Below are 722 nucleotides of genomic sequence, written 5' to 3' on the forward strand. Positions count from 1 at the left end.
CCGTCACCACCGGCACCACCATGACCGCCACCGATGTTGGACACACCATCGGAACCGCTTGCGCCCGTGGACGATCCGCTGCCACCGACACCGCCGACACCACCAACACCGGCATCGCCACCGTCACCACCAGCACCACCATCGGGGGTGCTGGCATCACCGTCGGCGCCGTCACCACCGGAACCGGCCACACCACTGGCGCCACCATCGGCACCGGCACCACCGGCACCCGCGCTGCCCGCGGCACCGTTGTAGGACACCCCGGCCACGCCACCGTTGCCGCCGTTGCCGCCGGCACCACCGTCACCGGCATCGCCGCCATCACCACCGGCACCACCAGCGGTCACCGCATCCGCACCGGTCAGACCATCGCCACCGGCACCGCCGACACCACCGGCGCCACCGGCACCACCGGAACCAGCCGCGCCAGCGACCGTGCCACCGGCACCACCGGCACCACCATGACCACCATCGCCACCAGCCTGGCCATCCTCACCATCCGGCGAGCCGACCACACCATCAGCACCATCACCACCGGCAGCACCGTCACCACCGGCACCGCCCTGGCCACCATCGCCATGGGTGCCCGCATCACCACCGGCACCACCATGACCACCGGAACCACCCGGCACGACCGCATCCGCACCGTCACCACCGGCACCACCATGACCGCCACCGATGTTGGACACACCATCGGAACCGCTTGCGCCCGTGGACGATCC

General features: G+C 71.1%; 1 pseudogene. It reads left to right on the forward strand.

From position 1 onward, the window contains the following. Positions 1-722, forward strand: a pseudogene (locus A5727_RS27735) (hypothetical protein); the annotation flags it as partial.

It is taken from the genome of Mycobacterium sp. ACS4331 (assembly GCF_001667265.1).
Classification (GTDB): Bacteria; Actinomycetota; Actinomycetes; order Mycobacteriales; family Mycobacteriaceae; genus Mycobacterium.